Genomic DNA, 16,196 nt, shown 5'->3' on the forward strand with positions numbered 1-16,196 from the left:
CAATTTAATTTACAGTCTCGACTCTTATTATAAAAATAATTATTCGCATACTAAAAACTACCTTATTTCTTATTCTCTTTCACTTTCCATTATTTATATTCGCCACAAATTAATAAAACCAAGTAAAATGGTTGGAAATTGAAAATATCTCCCTCATCTTAATGGGCAGAATGCTTAACCTTAAGTGAAAAGCCCGTTAAACTAAGCTATTTAGATATCGATCTACATTTTTGGAGTAACTTTATGTCGTGGCTTTCTTCACTAAAATCGGTCTTTGCTCCTGCACAGGAGGTGAAAGAGGAAGAAATCCAGAAGGTACTGCAAAACTATGTACTTCCTGCTTCCCAAAACGCACTCAAAGAGCGTATTTCTCAGGTCAATGTACAGGGACAAATCCTGCAATTAACCATCAATACCTATCCGGAAGAAAAACAGTATTTGCAGCAGATTCATGATGAACTGGCCGATGCACTCGAGCAATGCGGCATCAAGGAACTGAATCTGCATGTGGTGCAGCAAAAAACCGGAGCGAAAAAAGAGGGTGGCTGTGGTCATAACCATGCCGAAGGGGAAAGCTGTTCCAGCAAACCACAAGCTGCAGCAAAATCCAATCTGCCACCTGTGGTCGATGCTTCTGCAAGTCCAGATGCGCTCAAGCAAGCCAATGCCAACTATCAACCTCAACAAGAAGAAGCGCCTATTCAAAAAGCTGCCCCGCAACAGCGTGATGTGCCGAAGCATCCACGTATTCAAAATGTGATTCTGGTGTCTTCTGGTAAAGGTGGTGTGGGTAAATCAACCACAACAGTGAACCTGGCCTTGGCTTTACAAAAACTGGGTCTAAAAGTCGGTGTACTGGATGCGGATATTTATGGTCCAAGTATTCCAACAATGCTCGGTAATGCGGGTAAAACTCCGATGATTGAAGCTGAACACTTTGTACCATTAGATGCCTATGGCCTGGCGGTGCTATCAATTGGTCATTTAACTGGTGATCACAATACACCAGTGGCATGGCGTGGTCCAAAGGCAACGGGTGCATTAATGCAATTGTTTAATCAGACACTTTGGCCAGATCTTGATGTCTTGATGATTGATATGCCGCCAGGTACAGGGGATATCCAGTTGACTCTAGCGCAGCGTATCCCAGTCACTGGCGCAGTGATTGTGACAACGCCACAAAATGTGGCATTACTGGACGCTACCAAAGGAATTGAACTGTTTAACCGTGTACAGATTCCAGTCATGGGTGTGATTGAAAATATGTCGACTCATATCTGTTCAAATTGCGGCTATGAAGAACAGATTTTTGGTACGGGTGGTGGCGATAAATTGTCAGAACAGTACAATATTCCACTACTTGGCCGTCTGCCTTTAAATGCTGTAATCCGTGAAAATGCCGATGCCGGAACGCCGTCAGTGATCGCTGGAGATGAGGCTGCTGATAGCTATATGGCGATTGCCGAAAAGATTGCAGCCAAACTGCCAAAGGCTCAAAAAGATCAGTCTCGTATTTTCTAATAGAGATCATTGATTAAAACCTCAGTCCAGGCTGGGGGTTTTTTATGTTAAAGCTGACAGTAAAATGAAAGTATTCGCTAGCAAGTAGGTCCAATAAAAGCAAGAAAATAAATTAAGACAATAAGTGGAAATAAACTGAGTGACTTTAAAAGATTTGAAGATGAAAAAATCAGAAATGTATTATTAGATAAATCATTTTAAAGATATAAAAATTTAATTTTTGCGTTAGTGTTTTCTATAGAATTTTCTCATGAATAAGTGGGAGTCAACTAAAATGACTCTATCGTATATCACTTAATCTTAGCATTTTTTTAATATAAGTATTTGAATTTAATTTATAATTTAAATTATTCCAAAAAATTATAATTCTTCTTACAAATAAGATTTTGCAGGTAAAAATATTCTGATCTATGCTGCAAGCATTACAGCGAGGTCAACCCATGATTTCTTGGTTATTTATTGGTTTAGTAGTCACAATTTTACTGACTCCAGGCCCAACTAATACCTTATTGGCATCTTCCGGGATCCATGCAGGTTTTAGGAAATCATTTTATCTTATTCCTGCTGAAGCGTTAGGCTATCTGCTTGCGATCAGTTTTTGGGGAATCCTGATTGGCAAGATTTCAACCCATCTGCCAGCTTTACCGAATATCCTGAAATTATTTAGCGCCTGTTATATTCTCTATTTGGCAATCAGATTATGGCGTACAGCAGAAATTGCTGACAGTTTAAGTCAATTCACCATTCGTGCAAGAGAGTTATTTTTAGCAACTTTACTGAACCCTAAGGCCTTATTGTTTGCATCGGCAATTTTCCCCGTAATTGCATGGCAGAACAGTTATTACTATGTCGTACATATGCTGATGTTTATAGGACTATTAATTCCAATTGCAGTTTTATGGACATTCTTCGGTACTTTACTGGGTCGTAATAATAATCGTTGGCTCAACCAAAAAAATATGCAAAAGACCGCATCATTGGTACTGATGAGCTTTTCTGTACCGCTGAGTTATTCAGCGATTATGAGTCTGTAACTTCACTCAAAAAATCTTATTAAAATTTCAAAGTAGCATCAAGAAAGAACACTTATTTTCATTGAGGTGAATTTCAGTTAAAGTACGTCGCAATAACTGAATTTAAGATTTTTGGATTAGTACCAATGGCAATTAAGTCTGATCGCTGGATTCGCGAAATGAGCGAAAAGCATGGCATGATCGAACCCTATGCAGAGAACCAGGTTCGTTTTGATGAGAATGGTGAAAAACTAATTTCTTATGGTGTATCAAGCTATGGTTATGATGTTCGTTGTGCACGTGAATTCAAGGTATTTACCAATGTGCATTCTGCGATTGTAGACCCGAAACACTTCGACGAGAAAAGCTTTATCGACATCGAATCTGATGTATGTATTATCCCGCCTAACTCATTTGCGCTTGCACGTACTGTAGAATATTTCCGTATTCCACGTAATGTACTGACTGTTTGTCTGGGTAAATCTACCTATGCGCGTTGCGGTATTATTGTGAATGTGACCCCACTTGAACCAGAGTGGGAAGGTCATGTCACCCTTGAGTTCTCTAATACGACGAACCTTCCTGCACGTATCTATGCGGGTGAAGGGGTAGCACAGATGCTGTTCTTTGAATCTGATGAAGTTTGTGAAACTTCATACAAAGACCGCGGCGGCAAGTATCAGGGCCAGACTGGTGTGACTTTGCCAAAAGCATAATTAGTTTAAAGTATTGAATAAACGGGGCTTAAGGTCCCGTTTATTTTTTGAGTTTTCATTCATCGGAAACTTGGCTATTCAGCACTTTGCTTTTTGCATCTGAATGGAAAATAAGCATAATGGATGAGGATTACACATTAAAAAATACATTGCTGAAAGCTATGTAGCATAAAAATTAAATACTACAAAAAGTAAGCGATGGCTGGAAGCCAAAGAAGAAAGATGCGGAGCATCATATAAAAAGGAAGAATGAGATGAATTTTTGTCATGATCATATCAGACTTAAACAAACCTGCCTCGTATCTGCGCTGGCACTGGTTTATGCTCAGTCAAGTTTTGCCTTGCAGGAAATGTCAGAGGACTCAATGTCTGAGAGCACAGGTGCTGGCATTGCTTTAGTACTTGATGATTTTAAGATGGTCTTTCAGGGGCCAAATGACGTATCGACTACTTCCGCCTATGACCAGCTCAAAATACCATTTAAGCCTGGCCCAAATGCTAGTCCTAGTGAGCTGAGTACTTATAATGAAGCCCTATTAAATTATAAAAATGCTTCACAAAATGATACTGGATTTATTCGTATTATCCCTACTGGGGAAAATTATAATCAATTAGGGCAACGAGCCTATAATAAAATTTATTCTGATAACTATAATCAAGCGGTCCTAGAGGGTAAAGCTGAGCATAATTATAATGCTATCTATAAGAACACCTATGATACTGCTTATGAAACTAATTTTAATAGCTTACTTGAAAGTTATACGAAAGATATTCCAACCAATGTTGAAAAAAGACGAGATACATTTGAAAGGGATGTGTTTAATGAGTTTTATAACTCAGCCGAAATGCGGCGTTATTACCAACAACGTTATGATGATTATCAGAGAAATTCAGGGCTGCCATCTGGGCCAGAGAATGATGGGACACAGGAAGAGTATCTGGTATGGAATCCGCTGAAGCTCGAGGCCATTAATGCTCAGGCAACAGACTTCGCAGAAAGTAATACTAGGGAAATGGTTGAATTGCTTTATGGCAGTCGATCAGGTGAATCTATTCCAACTTCAACATTTTTACAAAGTTTGGGTTCTAATTTTGTACGAAGCAACCAAATTTCATCTAAAGCAACAGATCTGATTGCCGCTGCAATTCTTGAGGAGGAGCGGTTAGCTACTTTAAGAGCTGAAAACAATGCCGATCTTAAAGCGGAAGAGGAAGCGAAAAAAGCTACAGAAGCATTATATAAGTTAATTGTTAATGAAGCTATTCAGGCTGCGCAGGCTGCAGCAATCAATAGTTCTGCACGTTCTTTAAGAACTAAAGCAGATGTTTTTATCTATGGTTTGGCACTTTCTAAAAGCGATGGTTCTTTAAGTACTCGTTATAGTAATCAAGGATTTAATTGGGGAACAGCAAGTAATCCATGGCTATTTCGTGCGGGTACAGAAAATGTCAGACAATTTAAAGATAAAGCAGAGAATTTGGGATACTTGGCATTAGAAGCTCCCTTGGCCAAAACAGCGTTAGAAGATCCGGCGAATATAGAAAATACATCTTTTAATATTAAACTTGGATTTTGGTCAGATATTTTCTCTCGTGAGTTAAATTCTAGTCGTGAAGTAAATCCAATTACTGGTGCTCCCATTTCTGGTCTGGACAAAGAGTATCGCTTGCGTACCCAATTTATTGCTAATGGTTTAAGTTTAAATGGTTCGCAAGTGCGTATGTTCCAGACTTTAGAGTCTGATAACAAGAACTATAACCAGACATTCGGTATGGCAAGCCTACTCCGTTTAAATACCAACGATAATCCTGCTGATTTAAGTATCAGACAGACAGATCTAGATCGTAAAGGGATTCGTATAGGCACGGCAACTTTAGATGATTTGGATAGTGAAGTGGCAACCCCGGCAATGAAACGTGGTTCACTGGCACCTATTTTTCATAATACCGAAGGATTATATTTATATAGCCCGAATATCAACTTGGTACTCGGAAATATGTACCAACCATTTATTGTGGGTTCGGAAGGTAATAACATTATTCTAGAAGTAACTCGAATTCCTAAAGTTGCTTCGATTTATAACCAGATTTATCAAAACTATGGTGATGGACTGGGAACAAGTGATCTGAAGGGTTCTACTTGTAATGTCAACTCATGCGGTACAGCTATTGATATCAAGGGAACAAGTTATCAAGGACGTAATGCGACTCACAGTAGTATCGCTATTGGAACGACAGAACGCTTGTCGAATAACATGTTAAGAGCTAAAGATGGAGCTGATGCGACAGGTGTAGTTTTTAAAGGCGTTGATGGATCAATAAAAAATTTAGGTTCTGTCGCAATTGATGGTGTTCTGATTCAACACCTGAAAATTAGAACTACTGGGTTATAAGGGAGTATGGCAATGTTAAATAGACTTTTTCTCACCTTAAGCCTTGGTATAGCACTCTCTAGTCATGCCAATCTGGTAAGTATGTCCACTGCACAGTTAAATGAAACTACGGGTCAGGGAGGAGCAGATTTGAGTTGGACGCTTTCTTTAAACCATGTCTATGCAACAGATATGTCTAAGGAAGATATATACAATAGAAATAATCCACTTGAAGTTTTTTATAAATTGAACCCCACTGCATGCGGTGATGATAAAAAATTCTGTCGTCTCGCTATTTCTCCAAATAACCATGTTGATGCTCAGGGAAATAAAAAATGGCTCGTATTCAAAGGTATTCAAGGAACAATTCAGATTGATAAATTTTCTATAGACGGTACTACAATTATTAATCATCAAAATAATGCTCAATCTGCTATGAAGGTTACATTTTATGACGATAAACCTTTGAAAATACGTAATCTTGGTTTTGAAACCCTAGCCATTGAAACAGGTACCAGTGGTAAAGAAGGTTATGCCAATACTGGAACTTATACAACTTATATGGATCGAACTTATAAAGCAGATGGAAACCCTGCCGAGGTAGAGCAAAATGTTCCTGATTTTGACTTAGGTGCTGAAAAAGGATTCATGGGTCTTAACATGCATGGCAATTTACATATGTCGGGAAACCTGAAGATTTTTAGCTACAACTGCACTGGTAATGGAAGTGGACGCTGTTAAGTACAGGTAGAAATAAGCACAGGAATCAAGCATGAAAAAAATAATAAAATTAAAATTGCTCACATTAAGTATCTGTTTAGCTCATCAGGCGTATGCACTTGAACAAATTGAAGAGCGTGATTTAAGTGGTGTAACTGGTCAAGATGGTATTATTATTACACATGAAATATCACATGCTACTATTAACCAGTTGAATTGGTATGATCCGAATCCTGCTGCTAACCAGAAGATGGGCTTGGGGCTACATAATGTTAAAATTAATGGTGTAGATGACAAACCAATAATAAGCCAGTTGGCAATTGATCTAGGAGGTACGGATCGAGGTACTGGATTACATATTGATGCTAGCCTAGCACCTTTTAACATAATCGCAGACTTAAATCTGGTCAAAAAGCAATGTGTTGGGAGTACGTGCTCAACGGCATTGACTCAAAGCTTAGGGCAGTTGGGAATAAGCACTAAAACACCAATTGGACTTGTGTTGAAGACATCGGCAGGGCTGTTTAATATTAATGATACAGCCTATATGGATTTTCAACTTCAAAATGCCAATATTAGTCATAAACTTGGTAATAACAGCCTGATTTTAAATGATCTGAATTTTAATTTTGCTGGTTCAGGTTACATGTATCTGTCTGAACATGACGGTATTGTCTTAGCTACTAATAACGGCTTACAGGATCATTATATTGATTTAGGCCGTGTTGCAGATACGACTGATGTATCTCTTGAACGTAATAAGGCGACGAATCCTGGACTGAATCTTGACTTGCGTTATCAGGCTAATGGTCAAACAAAAAATATTATGCGCATGGGAGCATCAGGTGCACTCACTAATGCAAGGTTATCTGTAGGTGCAAATCAAGAAGGCATCACCGATTTTGGGACAGCAGGACGTTTAAATGGTGGTAATACCACCGCTAATAATAGTTATGATGCTATAGGTACAGGTGGCTTGCGTCTTGGCATGTCCGCAGAATTTAGTAGTGAGAGTGATACGAATCGTCCAGATCAGTTAAAACCAACCACACTTGAAATCGGCCATACAGGTAAAGACAGTTACGCAGTAGAGTTTTCCAATTTAAGACCATTAACAACCCATGATGCAAATGGTAGCGCACATAAAAAGAATGCTTATATTGACTTTGGTAATATCTATATTAATACCATTCAGGCGAATAACTTAGATTTCCAAATTAATAATAAAATCAAGCAAACTCTGGGCAAAGACAATAATATTATCCAGCAAATACTTTCAGATGGCCAAAATAACTCGAATTTTGCCTTAATTGCCATACGGGATATGGATTTCCAATCCATAGCGGCTAAAGCACGATTCATATCAGATAATTCACTTGCTGAACTTGGCGGTAGCGGGGGAACTTGGGGGATTGGTATTCCAATTTATAATTTAAATGCCAATGTTGCTTTGTCTGGAACACAATATGGACCTGAAGATAAATATGGTATCGCTTACAACATCACAGCTTCCACTGAAGGTTATGGCATAGACACTAAAACTAAGTTACCAAGTACTACTTCAATGATTCTGATTGATGGTCAAGATGGTGTACATGGTGAGGCGGTTAACTATTATGCTGGCTTTAGAAATATAGATGCGCTCATTCAGTCTGAAGGCGTGATAGGTTATGAGGACGAAGGTATTTATATACGAGCCGATAAATTGCTAATAGCAGCAAATGCTGAGCTGGCAATTGGTCAATTACCAGGTTCTAAATATAACTGTCAGGTGGGTACAGGAAATAACTGTGGTCAGTTGGTGCCTTTTGATAACTTTTCCAAGCGTGATGATGTCCTCACTAATATTGCCTTTAAACTGGATGGCAATGGGGAGTTAATGATCATTCCAGGTGTGGATCCAACTCCTTCCTCTCCAAATAGCAATTTTCTCTCATTTGATGCTAACTTCAAATTTAGACCTTTAAGCGTCGAAGAAAAAGCTGATAGTAATAACTTGGGCAGTTATTTTAGTTTGAGTAATATAGATGGCCCAGAAGATAATTTGAAGATTTCAGCAATCAATTTTAATCGTATGGAAGGGCATTTAGCACTTAAAGCTAAAGTTAAGCTCAGTGCTGATACTGTGACTTTAGATAATCAGGTTCATTTGAACAAAAGCAAGGATATCAATCAGCCATTTCGAACTAATTTTGCTATGTTGACTAATAATAAAATGCAAAATATGGCCAATATTGCCATTACAGGTGGCACCTTGCGCAGCACTATGGGAATCACACCGCGCTAGGTATAAATACAGGAATATAATTATGAAAAAAATGATTTTAAGCACTCTTTTTGTCTCAATTTTAGCGAGTGCTAATCCTGCTTTAGGTATGACTTCTTTGAATGATCAAGAATTGTCAGCTGTAGAAGGACAAGCTTTGTTAAATATGGAAAAAAATTACGATGCTTCACAAGGCCTGAATTTCTTTAAACTGAGTATTGAAGCGATCATGGAACTCAATGCTAACATTAAGAGTTTGCAGCTTGGATGTGGTGGTGATAATGGTGCACAGGGTTGTGATATTGATATTTCGAATATTGCTCTCAGTGGTTATACTTCTAAGACAGATCAGACAGGAAGCCCGTTGTTTGAGGGAGATCGTGCTGCTACTAGTGCTGAGATCACCAATCCATTTCTGGAGTTTGCAATTAAAGGAGATAGTGCTGCAACGCGTGAAGTTGTAGGATTTCGCTTAGGAGCAGAAAAGATACTAGGCTTATTAACTTTAGGAACTGAAAATACGCAAAATCCAACAGATGGTATCAAAAGTTTCAGTGGGTATATGAAGATGGCACAAACTACTGGTCACTCTTTTACTAAAAAGGCAACCTTTGGCGCTAGTTCAGATCAAATCATACAAGGTAACTTGACTGCATTGGGGCAAGACCGAACTTATACCAGTAAGCCCGGTGCTGAAGGTCATACTGGTATTACTGTCCCTTCGATGCGTGCAGACTTTGTGATGCCAGAAACAATAGTAACAGGTAGGCGTATCAATTCTGCAACTGTATATGGTATTCGTTCTACTTTGAAATCTATTCCGCTTGCTGCAGCAGAATCTGGGAAATCTTTACCAGGTGAAGTGGTAGGAACTCCAGACTTTAGTAAAGATCAGTTATATGTAGAGTTTCCAGCCCTGATTAAACTTGGTTCATTAGATGTAGGGGATCACTCCTTTTTCAAAATGAGTGAAGGATCAACACTTGAGAACCTGAATTTGGATATTACTTTTGTTCAGGCACTCAATATGATTCATAATATTCCTTTAAGTGGTAGTGGTGGATATTTATCTCTACAAAAAAATCCAGTACATTGGTTGGGTGCAGATGATGCGGATACTGCTCAATCAGGGTGGTGGATGTCTTTTAAAGATCCAATTCAACTGGGGCATTTACAGACTTTAGAACAAGTAGATGTATCTGCCGTATTGCCACAAGTTGCTGAAGCACTTACAACCGAATTAATGCAATCTTATCATAATGTTGATGTAAACTTACTTGAGGCTCTAGGCTCACTGGCAAAAGTACCTATTGAACGTAAGATGAATATTAACGTTGGTCCTTATACTAATTATACCAATGGTTCACCAGCAACTCTAACTCTAAAAAATCAGATTTTAAGTAACCAGTCAGTTACACCCAACTGTTTCGGTGGTCACAAATTCTGCTAATACAATATAAAAAAATCCCGCATTTCGTGGGATTTTTTTATATTCAGAAAAAAATTATTTTGCAATTTTTGCTAATAACTCTTCTTTAGAAAGGTTGACTGATTCAGCATCACGGCGACCTTTATATTCAAAAGTGCCTGCATCCAGACCTTTTTCACCAATCACGATACGGTGTGGAATACCAGTTAGCTCAAGGTCAGAGAATTTTACCCCTGGACGTTCATTACGATCATCCAGCAGTACGTCATAACCTGCAGCTTGAAGCTCTGCATAAAGCGCTTCAGCAGCTTCTAAAGTACGCGGTGATTTGTGCGCATTCATCGGCACAATGGCAACTTCAAATGGTGCAATTGCAGCTGGCCAGATGATGCCTTTCTCATCATAGTTTTGCTCAATTGCAGACGCAACCACACGAGTCACACCGATACCGTAACAACCCATCGTTACAGTAAATGGCTTACCATCTTCACCAAGGACTTTACAGCCTAACGCTTCTGAGTATTTTTTGCCTAACTGGAAGATATGACCGACTTCGATACCACGCTTGATTTGAAGCGTGCCTTTACCATCTGGAGATGGATCACCTTCAACTACATTACGCAGGTCATAAACCTCAGTAAATTGTGCGTCACGGTCCCAGTTTACACCAGTCGCATGCTTGTCAGCTTCGTTTGCACCCGAAACGAAGTCAGACAGTACAGAAGCAGCACGGTCAGCAATGACCGTAATCCCTTTTTCTACCAGACCTTGTGGACCTACAAAACCTGCCGTTAAGCCAAGTTCAGCAAGTTGAGCTTCAGTTGCAAACGCTAAAGGAGCAGCAATTTGTGGATGCTTTTCAGCTTTAATTTCATTCAGTTCGTGGTCGCCACGAAGGAACAAAGCAACAACTGGAGCAGGCTGATCCGCTTCTTTTGCAACGCCTTGAACGAGGAGAGCTTTCACTGAATGTGCAGGATCAGTACCCAGGAAGTGAGATACATCAGCAATGGTTTTTTGATTTGGCGTGTCAACAACTTTTAATTCTTGAGCGGGTGCAGCGCGTTCGCCAACCAGAACTGCTTCAGCCATTTCGATGTTCGCTGCATAATCCGACTCAGTCGAGAATGCGATATCATCTTCGCCGCTTGAAGCCAGAACGTGGAATTCGTGAGAACCTGAACCACCGATTGAACCGGTATCCGCCTGTACTGGACGGAAATTTAAACCTAAACGAGTAAAGATTTTGCAGTACGCATCATACATCTTGTCGTAAGTTTCTTGTAGTGATTCCTGGTCTGCGTGAAAAGAATATGCATCTTTCATGATGAATTCACGTGAACGCATTACACCAAAACGTGGACGAATTTCGTCCCGGAATTTAGTCTGTACTTGATAGAAATTGGCAGGCAATTGCTTATAGCTTTTTAACTCATTGCGCGCAAGATCAGTAATGACTTCTTCGTGTGTAGGACCAAGTACGAAATCATTGGTATGACGGTCTTTGAAACGAAGCAGTTCAGGACCATATTGAACATAACGGCCAGATTCTTCCCAAAGTGAAGCAGGCTGAGTTACCGGCATCAACACCTGTAATGAACCAGCACGATCCATTTCTTCTCGAACGATCGCTTCAACTTTATTTAATACGCGAACGCCCATCGGCAGCCAGGTATATAAACCTGAAGCCAACTTACGAATCATACCGGCACGAAGCATTAGCTGATGTGAAATAACTTCAGCATCGTTCGGGGTTTCTCTCAACGTTGCAAATAAAAAGCGACTCGCGCGCATGGAAACTGTCCTAAAAAATTAAGCGTTAAAGCAGAGATTATACAATAAAAAATGAGGTGAACATTTCAGAATGTCACCCCACTGTTATGAAATAAATTATGACATGATTTTACGTGTATGGCGCAGCATAAAATTTTTAAAGTCATCTAAATAAGTAAAGATGACTGGAACAACGACTAAGGTCAGCAGGGTGGAGGTGATCACCCCGCCAATCACCGCATGTGCCATAGGTGCACTTTGTTCACCACCTTCACCGAGTCCAAGTGCGAGTGGAACCATACCCATGACCATGGCACTCGTTGTCATCAGGATTGGACGTAAACGGGTCTTACCTGAAGCAATAATAGCCTCATAACGATCTTCGCCACGGTCCATGGCTTTCTTGATGAAGTCAATCAGCAGGATAGCATTTTTGGTCACTAGACCCATCAACATAATGATCCCGATGATCGAGAACAGGTTCATGGTCGAGTTAAACAGGAACAGGGCTAGGAATACACCAATCAAGGACAAGGGCAACGAAGCCATGATCGCAGCTGGGTGAATAAAGCTGTTGAACTGTGAACCGAGTACAATATAAATGAACACGATCGATAGAGTTATCGCTGTCAGGGCATAACCTGCAGATTCAGCCATATCAGCATTGGCGCCTTGAGTGTCAAAGCTATAGCCCGGTGGTAAGTCAAAATCAGCCTGTACTTTGCTAATGTCCGTACCGATATCGCCTGCAGGACGACCAGCTGTATTGGCTTCTACCAGTACTTCACGCGCCAGATCACGGCGGTTAATCTGGGATGCTCCAAGTTTTTCCTCAAATTTTGTCACACTTGAGAGGGGAACCATGATTGGTTGACCATTCGCATCGGCCTTATTTGATGTGAGATACATATTTTGTAAGTCACTTGGTAGAGTACGTTTATCTTCAGTCAGACGTAGATTCACGTCATAGGTTTCACCTTTTTCATCTTGCCAGGAGGTGACATCATCACCAGCAATTAACGGACGTATGACATTAGCAATCTGATTAACTGAAAGACCAAGATCACTTGCCAGTACACGATTGACCTGTACACTCAGAGTAGGCTTGGGTTCTTTCAATGAACTTTCAAGGTCAACCACACCCTCTACTTTGCTAATCTCTGCCATAAAGCGGTCAGAAATTTTTTGTAATTCATCCAGATCTGGCCCTTTAATAGAGATCATGATGGGCTTTTGCCCACCAGAAACAGTTTCGTCTGCGGAGGCGACTGAAGTAATGGTAATCCCACCTACAGACTGCAAGCGCTCGCGGAATTCATTGTTAAGGTCGTTCAGGGTTTTTTCACGTTCAGTCCGTGGTGTCACGGTAACGCGCAGACTGACATGGTTTTTGCCCCGATCGGTAACCCCATTAATGACGCCATAAGTCGCACGTACATCCGGATGTTTACGGATGATCTGATCAACCTGCTGGAGTTTGGCCTGAGAATATTCCAAAGATGAATCAACCGGAGTTTCAAATTTAATCCGGATTTCACCTTTGTCTGGTACAGGTACAAATTCGGTACCAATCAATTTGGAGAGTCCGAGAGCGCCAAATAGAGAAGCAACCGCAATTAAAATCGTGATTAATCTAAAACGCAGTGCCAGTTTGAGTAATTTTTCGTAGACATCGCTTAAGCCATCGAGCTTATTGGAAATCCAGGTAAAAAAGCGTTTTACCGCGTTGGGTTTTTTATTTGGATCCTTTTTACGCTCTGCCCAATGCGCAGACAGCATTGGATCCAGGGTAAAGCTGACAAACATGGAAATCAGCACAGCGGTACTCACCGCGACGCCAAATTGAAAGAAGAAACGACCAATAATACCGCCCATAAAAGCAACGGGTAAAAAGACTGCAACAATGGTCAGAGTTGTGGCGAGAACAGCCAGACCAATTTCTTTGGTGCCATCCAGAGCGGCAGTGACATGGTCTTTGCCCATATCACTGTGACGTACAATATTTTCCCGGACCACAATGGCATCATCAATCAACAGACCAATACTGAGCGAAAGTGCCAGCAGCGTCATCATATTGATGGTGAAACCAAAGGCCCAGATAAAGGTTAAGGTACCAAGCAGGGCAATCGGTAGAGTAAGGCCAGTAATGACAGTAGAACGGAAAGAACCTAAAAATAGCAATACGATCAGTACTGCAAGCACAGCCCCTTCAATGATGGTTCGTGCCACATCGCCAATCGTTCCACGAATGCTTTTGGAGGAATCGACCACCACTTGCAAGGTCGTACCTTGCGGGAGCTGGGCTTTAATGCTTTCTAAAGTTTTATAAGTTTCATCGACAACTTCAATAACATTAGAGTCAGAACTACGCAGAATATCAATAGCCACTGCTGCCTTGCCATCCAGGAAAGCACCTGTTTCCAGTTCGGCCTGACTATCCTCAATCTTGGCAACCTGTTTCAGGAAAATAGGCGCACCATTTTTATTAGCAATGACTAGGTCCCCAAAGGCTTGTGGATGCAGCACTTTAGAATTGATTTCAATCACCAGCTCAGAATTGCCAGATTTCAGCGTACCACCAGGAACTTCAACATTTTCAGATTTCAGTGTGTTAATGACACTGTCTACACCAATCCCAAAAGCTTGTAATTTTTGTGGTTCAACCTGAATACGGATCTGACGCTGGGCATCACCGAGCAGGTTGACTGTACCCACACCGGGAACAGTACGTAGCTGCGGCACAATACGTTGATCAAGATAAGAACTTAATGATTTGAGATCCATTTTGTCGGATTCGAATACGATCGACATGACTGCATTGGCAGATGGGTCATAACGCTCAACCACGGGTTCCTGAATTTCATCACGAAAATCAGCAGTAACAGACGCAATTTTATCTCTCACATCCTGTGCAGCAGTGGTTGATGGTACATCCAGGTTAAATTCTGCCGTAATCATCGACAGGCCTTCACTGGATTGTGAAATCACTTGCTTAAGGCCAGAAATGGTATTGATCTGGTCTTCCAGTTTTTTGGTGATCTCAGATTCAACCGTTTCAGGAGAAGCACCTGGATAGTTGGTATAGACCACCACAAAGGGGAAATCCACATCGGGAAACTCTTCCACACCCATACGTTGCCAGGAAGCGAGGCCCAGTACCATCAAACAGAACATCATCATGATGGTGAATACAGGAAACTTCACACTAATACGCGTCAACCACATCTTGATAATCCTTTTATGATTTTAGTTCTGGCCAAGGGTGACGGTTTTATTAATATCGGCATCCGTGAAGCTGATTCGACTGATCCGATCACTACTTTCAAGTCCGCGAACGACGGCAAGATTATCGTTATAACGTTGTTCTAGTACATCCACATTTACTTTGATGATCTTATTCTGGCGAACAGCCCAGACATAAGGCTTATTCTGAATATCCCGAATAGTATCCAGAGGAATCAGTTGTCCGGAAATCTGACGAGCACTGAGAATCTCGCCATCCACAAAGGAGCCGATACTTAAAGAAGTAATGGTTTCATTTGGACGAGCAAAGAATTCAATCTGACGACTGGCCTGATCTGCAATAGGCGAAATCCGGCTGATATTGGCAGTAAGCAGGTTTGGATTGCCCTGAATACGGTATTCAATTTTACTGCCAGTTTTCAGGTCAGCCTGCATGTCGCTCGGCACTTTAGCCTGAATTTCCAGTTGATCTGGATCGACAATTTCAAAAATGGTTTGACCGGGAGCGACAGTCTGACCTGGCTCAACCTGACGTTGGGTAATTACCCCACTAATCGGGCTGCTAATGATGCCATCCCGATCTGCCTTTTGTGCAATATCGACATTGGCCTGTTGTGCACGAACATTTTCTAATTGTGTTTGATAGTCGACACGGCTTTGTTCATATTCAGCTTTGGAAATAAAACCTTGATTGAGTAGGCGCTGCTTACGTTCCATCATGAGGCGTGTCTGATTCGCCTGTGCTTGAGCCGATGCACGATTGGCCTGAGCCTGTGCAAGACGCGCAGCATTATCCTGATTATTCAGGCGAACCAGCACCTGACCTTTCTGAACGCGTTGCCCGACTTGAGCATTGACACTGGTCGCTGTAGCGGTCACCTGAGCCTGAATGCTACTTTGATTTACTGCACGGATAGTCCCGGTAAATGCTGTTTTTTGCACAGCATTGCCTGTCTTCACCTCAATCAGGTCTTGAGCAATCAGTTCTACAGTGTTTTGATTTTTTGAGGGCGTTGAATCAGCTGTTTCTTGTTTATTACATGCAGTTAGGAGCAGACTCATACAGAGCAGACTCATGACAAAAGTAGAGCGACTGATATTATTTTTCGAAAAATAAGTATGCTGTGCAGGGTGCATAGGAAT

General features: G+C 40.9%; 10 protein-coding genes. 7 read left to right on the forward strand and 3 right to left on the reverse strand.

Annotated elements, in window-relative coordinates:
* Window positions 1-243 precede the first annotated feature (243 nt).
* From apbC to BK820_RS12895, 7 genes are all read left to right on the forward strand, one after another.
* A complete protein-coding gene (apbC, locus tag BK820_RS12865) occupies window positions 244-1,521 on the forward strand; it encodes an iron-sulfur cluster carrier protein ApbC (protein WP_071321151.1) in 1,278 nt (425 codons plus the stop codon).
* Window positions 1,522-1,961: 440 nt separating this feature from the next.
* Window positions 1,962-2,555, forward strand: coding sequence for a LysE family translocator (locus BK820_RS12870; RefSeq protein ID WP_045796330.1), 594 nt, complete (start codon window positions 1,962-1,964; stop codon window positions 2,553-2,555).
* 125 nt (window positions 2,556-2,680) lie between these two features.
* Entirely contained in the window at window positions 2,681-3,250 is a 570-nt protein-coding gene (dcd, locus tag BK820_RS12875) for a dCTP deaminase (RefSeq protein ID WP_004814752.1), read from the forward strand.
* Between the two features lie 254 nt (window positions 3,251-3,504).
* Complete coding sequence (locus tag BK820_RS12880) at window positions 3,505-5,643, forward strand: hypothetical protein (RefSeq protein WP_071321152.1); 2,139 nt, start codon at window positions 3,505-3,507, stop codon at window positions 5,641-5,643.
* Between the two features lie 12 nt (window positions 5,644-5,655).
* On the forward strand, window positions 5,656-6,363 hold the full coding sequence (locus BK820_RS12885; protein WP_004891767.1) for a hypothetical protein: 708 nt from the start codon (window positions 5,656-5,658) through the stop codon (window positions 6,361-6,363).
* 31 nt (window positions 6,364-6,394) lie between these two features.
* Entirely contained in the window at window positions 6,395-8,629 is a 2,235-nt protein-coding gene (locus tag BK820_RS12890) for a DUF6160 family protein (RefSeq protein WP_071321153.1), read from the forward strand.
* 22 nt (window positions 8,630-8,651) lie between these two features.
* The gene (locus BK820_RS12895) at window positions 8,652-10,058 is read left to right on the forward strand and encodes a hypothetical protein (protein WP_071321154.1); all 1,407 of its coding nucleotides are present in this window, start codon (window positions 8,652-8,654) and stop codon (window positions 10,056-10,058) included.
* A 54-nt stretch (window positions 10,059-10,112) separates the two neighbouring features.
* Here the strand turns inward: BK820_RS12895 and BK820_RS12900 are convergent, their stop codons facing one another.
* From BK820_RS12900 to BK820_RS12910, 3 genes are all read right to left on the reverse strand, one after another.
* Complete coding sequence (locus BK820_RS12900) at window positions 10,113-11,831, reverse strand: proline--tRNA ligase (RefSeq protein ID WP_004891776.1); 1,719 nt, start codon at window positions 11,829-11,831, stop codon at window positions 10,113-10,115.
* Window positions 11,832-11,927: 96 nt separating this feature from the next.
* Window positions 11,928-15,035 carry an efflux RND transporter permease subunit gene (locus BK820_RS12905; protein ID WP_071321155.1) on the reverse strand — a complete coding sequence of 1,036 codons (3,108 nt, stop codon included), beginning with the start codon at window positions 15,033-15,035 and terminating at the stop codon, window positions 11,928-11,930.
* 21 nt (window positions 15,036-15,056) lie between these two features.
* Window positions 15,057-16,190, reverse strand: coding sequence for an efflux RND transporter periplasmic adaptor subunit (locus tag BK820_RS12910; RefSeq protein WP_071321156.1), 1,134 nt, complete (start codon window positions 16,188-16,190; stop codon window positions 15,057-15,059).
* Window positions 16,191-16,196 lie beyond the last annotated feature (6 nt).

This window comes from Acinetobacter sp. LCT-H3 (genome assembly GCF_001866125.1).
GTDB lineage: Bacteria > Pseudomonadota > Gammaproteobacteria > Pseudomonadales > Moraxellaceae > Acinetobacter > Acinetobacter schindleri.